The sequence below is a fragment of the Micromonospora sp. NPDC003776 genome (assembly GCF_053605645.1).
In genome coordinates this window covers 1-5994 of sequence record NZ_JBSGJR010000449.1, presented here as the reverse complement: position 1 = coordinate 5994, position 5994 = coordinate 1, and the positions used below count along the sequence as shown (strand labels likewise).

The 5994-nt window shown below is 76.0% G+C and carries 6 protein-coding genes; all 6 read right to left on the bottom strand.

Translation table 11 applies throughout. The features are described 5' to 3' along the window. A partial coding sequence (locus ACWEVO_RS27765; protein WP_452310441.1) for a polyprenyl synthetase family protein occupies positions 1-977 on the bottom strand: 977 nt, incomplete at its 3' end. Next, complete coding sequence (locus ACWEVO_RS27760; RefSeq protein ID WP_452310440.1) at positions 974-2368, bottom strand: alkaline phosphatase family protein; 1395 nt, start codon at positions 2366-2368, stop codon at positions 974-976. The genes ACWEVO_RS27760 and ACWEVO_RS27765, both read right to left, overlap by 4 nt. Next, positions 2365-3552: a metabolite traffic protein EboE gene (gene eboE, locus ACWEVO_RS27755; protein ID WP_452310439.1), complete on the bottom strand. Its 1188-nt coding sequence runs from the start codon at positions 3550-3552 to the stop codon at positions 2365-2367. Before eboE ends, ACWEVO_RS27760 begins: the two co-directional genes overlap by 4 nt. Beyond that, positions 3552-4403, bottom strand: a complete 852-nt coding sequence (locus ACWEVO_RS27750; protein ID WP_452310438.1) for a TatD family hydrolase — start codon at positions 4401-4403, stop codon at positions 3552-3554. Before ACWEVO_RS27750 ends, eboE begins: the two co-directional genes overlap by 1 nt. After that, a complete protein-coding gene (locus ACWEVO_RS27745; protein WP_452310437.1) occupies positions 4403-5023 on the bottom strand; it encodes an EboA domain-containing protein in 621 nt (206 codons plus the stop codon). Before ACWEVO_RS27745 ends, ACWEVO_RS27750 begins: the two co-directional genes overlap by 1 nt. Positions 5024-5056: 33 nt before the next feature. Next, a complete protein-coding gene (locus ACWEVO_RS27740) occupies positions 5057-5938 on the bottom strand; it encodes a sugar phosphate isomerase/epimerase family protein (RefSeq protein ID WP_452310442.1) in 882 nt (293 codons plus the stop codon). Positions 5939-5994: the final 56 nt, after the last annotated feature.

Here is a 5994-nt window from a genome sequence, read left to right as displayed (position 1 = left end):
GCCGATCCGGCCCGCTCCCGGATCATCCGCTCCACCGCCGCCCGCGCGCCGGTGGCCTCGATGATGCCGCGGACCTCGGCGGCGCCCGCCTGGTCCAGGCCCGGGTCGCCGACCAGCGCCCGCAGCCGGGCGGCACGCGCCGGGCCGGCCGCGGCGCGGGCCAGGGCCAGCAGCACCGTCGCCTTCCCCTCGCGCAGGTCGTCGAGGTTGGACTTGCCGGTGACCGCCGGGTCACCGAAGACGCCGAGCAGGTCGTCGCGGAGCTGGAACGCCTCGCCGATCGGGTCGCCGAAGCCCGCCAGGGCCGCCACCGCGTCCGGCTCCGCGCCGGCCAGGGCGGCGCCGATCTGCACCGGGCGGGTCACCGTGTAGCGGGCCGTCTTCAACCGGATCACGGTGAGCGCCTCGGCCACCGACCCGGCGCCGGCGCTGCCCAGCACGTCCAGGTACTCCCCCGCGATCACCTCGGCCCGCATCCGGGCGAGCAGGACGTGCCCGCGCCGGATCCGCTCCGGGTCGAGGCCGCAGCCGTGGAACATCTGGCCGGACCAGGCGGCGCAGAGGTCGCCGCAGAGCAGCGCCGCGTCCCGGCCGTACGCCTCCGGGTCGCCCTGCCAGCCGGAAGTGGCGTGCAGGTCGGCGAAGATCCGGTGCACCGAGGGCTTTCCGCGCCGGCGGTCGCTGCCGTCCAGGATGTCGTCGTGGATCAGGGCGAAGGCGTGGAACAGCTCCAGCGCCGCCGCCGCGACCACGATCGGCCGGCCGTCGGGGCCGCCGGCGCCCCGCCAGCCCCAGTAGCAGAAGAGCGGCCGCAGCCGCTTGCCACCGGCGAGGACGAACCGGCAGAGCACGGCGTGGACGGCCAGCGTCCCGTCGTCCGACCGACCCGGCCGCTGCTCCGCCAGGAACGCGGCGAGCGCGGCGTCGAAGCGGTCCCGCAGCAGGGTCGGGTCGGTCGGTGCGACGGCGAGGGTCATGGCGCCTCCGAGGCCAGTCCGGCGAGCTGGAGCAGCAGAGCCTTGACGTCGGTGGCGGCGATCCGGTCCCGGGCCGCGGCGGGGTCGGAGCAGAGCAGCACCGGCCCGTCGGCCGGATCGGCGGGCAGCCGGCCGTGCGAGCCGCGGACCGCCCGCGCCCCGGCGTCCAGCCCGACCACGCTCATCAGGTAGCGCATCCCGAGCTTCTTGCGGGCCAGCGCCACCGCCGCGCGCCGCTTGGCGGCAGCCGGGGCGGCCGGGTCGAAGAACAGCTCGGCGGGGTCGTAGCCCGGCTTGCGGTGGATCTCCACCAGGCGGGCGAAGTCGGGCGCGCGGGCGTCGTCGAGCCAGTAGTAGTACGTGAACCAGGCGTCCGGCTCGGCCACCAGGACCAGTTCGCCGGAGCGGGCGTGGTCCAGCCCGTACCCGGCCTGGCCGGCGGCGTCGAGCACCTCGGCCACCCCGGGCAGCGCGGCGCAGAGCTTCGCGACCGCCGGCACGTCCGCCGGGTCCTTCACGTACACGTGCGCCACCTGGTGGTCGGCGACCGCGAAGGCCCGCGACGTCCACGGGTCGAGGTACTCCATCCCGGCCTGGGTGTAGACCCGCAGCAGCCCCTCCGCGCGCAGCATCCGGTTCACGTCCACCGGGCGGGAGACGTCGGTGATGCCGTACTCGGAGAGCACCACCACCGTGGCCTCCCGCGCCCGGGCGGCGTCCAGCAGCGGCGCGAGCACCGCGTCCAGCTCCGCCGCCGCGGCGGCGGCCTCCGGCCCGGCCGGCCCGAAGCGCTGCAGGTCGTAGTCGAGGTGCGGCACGTAGACCAGGGTCAGGTCGGGCGACTGCTCGTCGAGGATCCGCTCGGCGGCCCGGCAGATCCACCGGGACGAGGGCAGTCCGGCGCCCGGCCCCCAGTAGGTGAAGAGCGGGAAGGTGCCGAGCGCCCCGGTCAGGGTGTCGTGCAGCTCGGGCGGGTCGGTCCAGCAGTCCGGCTCCTTGCGCCCGTCGGCGTGGTAGATCGGTCGGGGCGTCACCGTCCAGTCGACGTCGGCGCCCATCGCGTACCACCAGCAGACGTTGGCCACCCGGTAGCCGGGCTCCACCCGCCGGGCGGCCTGCCACAGCTTCTCCCCGCCGACCAGCGCGTTGTGCTGCCGCCAGAGGAACACCTCGCCGAGGTCCCGGAAGTACCAGCCGTTGCCGACGATGCCGTGCCCGGACGGTGGTTCGCCGGTGAGGAAGGTGGACTGCACCGAGCAGGTGACCGCGGGCAGCACCGTGCCCAGCTCGGCCTGGAAGCCGGCCTCGGCGACCGCGCGCAGCCGGGGCATGTGCGCCAGCAGCCGCGGGGTCAGGCCGACCACGTCCAGCACCACGAGACGCCGGCTCATGAGGCCACCCCCACCGTCGTGGCCAGCCCGAGGCCGGCCAGCTCGTCGCGGGTGAAGGCCAGCTCGGCGGCGATCCCGGCGGCCAGCTCCGCGTCGGTGCGCGGCCGCCGCGCCGCCGGCAGCACCCCCCAGGTGTACGTCTCCACGTCGAGGTGGTCGCAGCCGGCCACCGGTCCGGCGAAGAGCGCCGCGAGGGCGGCCCGCAGCACCGGCACGGTCGAGCTGAGCGGCGGCTCGGGCGGGGCGTGCAGCGGCACGTGGTAGTGCACCCGCCAGGCCCCGGGCAGCCGCGCGTCGAGGGCGGCGTCGAGGTCGTCGGCCGCGTACGCCGGGTGGGCCGGGTCGGCGCCGCCCGCGCAGCCGGCGGTCCGGGTCTGGTGCAGGAAGCGGGGCTCGACCCAGCGGCGCAGCGCCTCCTCGGATGCGGCCGGTTCGGCGGCGGCGAGGGCGGCGGAGACCTGCACCTTGACCACCGGCAGCCCGGCGTCCCGGAGCCGGCCCAGCGCCTCGACCGGCTCCTCCCAGGCACAGGCGAGGTGCGCCAGGTCCAGGCAGATCCCGAGCCGGTCCGTATCCATGGCTGACAATACCTCATCCGCCTGTCCCGTCGACTCCACCACACAGCCCGGTTCCGGCTCGAAGCCGACCCGGACGCTCCGCCCGGTCTCCCGCTCCACCGCGGCGAGGCCGGCGCCCAGCTCGTCGAGGCGGCGCCGGGCGAGGTCGGCCCGGCCGGCGTCCCAGGGCGTACGCCAGGCCAGCGGCAGGGTGGAGATCGAGCCCCGGGCCGCGTCGTCGGGGAGCAGGTCGGCCAGCACCCGGGCCAGGTTCAGGGTGTACCCGAGCCGCTCCGGGGTGGTCCAGTCCGGGTGGTAGACCGCGCCCTTCACCACCGGCGCCTGGAAGGCCGCGTACGGGAAGCCGTTGAGGGTGACCACCTCCAGCCCGCGTACCGTCAGCTCGTGCCGGAGCCGGCGACGGGCCGCCGCGTCGGCGGCGAGCTCCGCGGCGACCGGCGCGGCCAGCCAGAGCCCAAGGCCCAGCAGATCGGCGTCGAGCGCCCGGCGGACCCCCACCGCGTACGTGTCGAGCTGGGCGAGCACGCCGGCCAGGTCCTCGGCCGGGTGGACGTTGGTGCAGTAGCCGAGGTGGACGGTGCTGCCGTCGGCGTGCCGGAGCCGCATCACTCGCCCCCGCGCAGGATCGAGTTGCCGGCGAAGGTGGGCGCCGGGGCGTCCAGGTCGGTGAGGTCCAGCCGCCCGGACTGGCCGTAGAACTCGACCGGGTTGCGCCACAGCACCCGGTCCACGTCGTCGTCGGAGAACCCGGCGTGCAGCATCGCCTCCCCGGTGGCCCGGGTCAGCAGCGGGTCCGAGCGCCCCCAGTCGGCGGCCGAGTTGACCAGCATCCGCTCGGTCCCGTACGTCCGCAGCAGCTCGACCATCCGCGGCGGGGACATCTTGGTCTCCGGGTAGATGGAGAAGCCCAGCCAGCAGCCGGTGTCCCGGACCAGCTTCACGGTGACCTCGTTGAGGTGGTCGACCAGCACCCGGCCGGGGTCGATGCCGGACTCGGCCACCACGGCCAGGGTGCGCTCGACCCCGCGCGCCTTGTCCCGGTGCGGGGTGTGCACCAGGGCGGGCAGGTCGTGCGCGACGGCCAGCGCGAGCTGGCCGGCGAAGGCGGCGTCCTCGGCCGGGGTCATCGAGTCGTAGCCGATCTCGCCGACCGCGACCACGCCGTCCTTGTTTAGGTAGCGCGGGAGCAGGTCGAGCACCGGGCGGCAGCGCGGGTCGTTGGCCTCCTTCGGGTTCAGCGCCACGGTGGCGTGGTGCCGGACGCCGAACTGCCCGGCCCGGAACGGCTCCCAGCCGACCAGCGAGTCGAAGTAGTCGACGAAGGTCTCGACGCTGGTGCGGGGCTGGCCGAGCCAGAACGCCGGCTCCACCACCGCGCGTACCCCGGCGGCGGCCATCCGCTCGTAGTCGTCGGTGGTCCGGGACGTCATGTGGATGTGCGGGTCGAAGATGCGCATCACGCCTCCCTGGCGGTGGTGGGGTGCGAGCCGGCGCCGAGCCGGTCGAGCAGGTCGGTGGCGTCGGCGGGCATGGTCCGCCCGGCGGCGTGCCGTTCGGCGGCGAGCCCGGCCAGCATGCCGCCCAGCTCCCCGTCCGCCCGGCCCTCCAGGTCGTCCACCACAGCCAGCGGCACGCCGGTGAAGACGCACTTCAGCACGGCCTGCCGCCAGGTCGCCTGTTCCAGGTGCCGGGCGTACGGGCCGAGCGCGGCGGCGACCAGCCGGGTGTCGTTGGTGCGGATCGCGTCGTGCAGCAGCGGCACGCACTCGGCCCCGATCGGCAGCAGCGGCAGGGCCCGCAGGACGGCCCGCTTCTCGGCGGCGTCGCCGTGCCGGTAGAGCGAGTCGGCCACGACGGCGTGGTCGCCGGGGAGCGCGGTGAGCAGCAGCGCCCGGACGGCCTCGTCGACGGTCCAGCCGGGCAGGTCGGGCAGCGGCCCCCGGCCGCACCGCCGGGCGGCGGTGGCGAAGAGCCGCGGGATCGCGGCGGGCTCGGTCGCGACGCGGCGCAGGGCCGCGTCCAGCCACTGCGGATCGGGTACGCCGCGCAGTGCGGCGCGCAGTCGGTCGGGTGTCATGCCGTCTCCCCTTTCCAGCCGGATGGCAGGTGGTCAGCCACCGCCTCTGCCCTGCGACACGGTCGTCCGGGCGGCCGTGCGCAGGAAGTCGAGCGAGCGGGCGGCGACGGTGGGCGCGGCGTGCGAGTGCCGCGGCAGCTCCACCGCCACCAGCCCGCGGTAGCCGGCGTCGGCGAGGGCGCGCAGCACGGGCGGGAAGTCGATCTCACCGGTGCCGAACTCCAGGTGCTCGTGCACGCCCCGGCGCATGTCGTCGATCTGCACGTTGACCAGGTGGTCGGCGACCGCCGCCACGCAGTCGGGCACCGGGGTCGGCTCCAGGCAGCGACAGTGCCCGATGTCCAGGGTGATCCCGAACCGGGGCGGCGCGCCGAGGGCGTCCCGCAGCCACCGCCAGCCGGCGATGTCCTCGACCAGCATGCCCGGCTCCGGCTCGAAGCCGAGCGGCACGCCCGCGTCCTCCGCCGCGGCGCACACCGTGGCGCAGCCGGCGACCAGGCGGTCCCGGGCCACCTCGGCCGGCACCTCGGGCGGGCGTACGCCGGCCCAGAAGGAGACCGCCTCCGCGCCCAGGTCCGCACCGATCCGGACGGCCCGGCGGAGGAACTCGATCCGCAGGGCCCGGTCGTCGTGGAGCAGGGTCGGGGCGTGCTTGTGCCACGGGTCGAGCAGGTAGCGGGCCCCGGTCTCGACCACCACCCCGAGGCCGAGGGCGCTCAGCCGGTCGGCGACCGCGGCGACCCGGCGGGCCAGTCCGGGGGCGAACGGGTCCAGGTGGTCGTGGTCCAGGGTGAGCGCGACGCCGTGGTAGCCGAGGTCGGCCAGGACCGCGAGCGCGTCGGTGAGCCGGTGGTTGGCGAAGCCGTTGGTGCCGTACCCGAAGCGGAGGGCGGCCGGGTCGAGCGGGGCGGTCATGTCGGTGAGACGAGTCGAGCCAGGCGGCGGCCGAGCGGCGCGGCGGCGGCGACGGC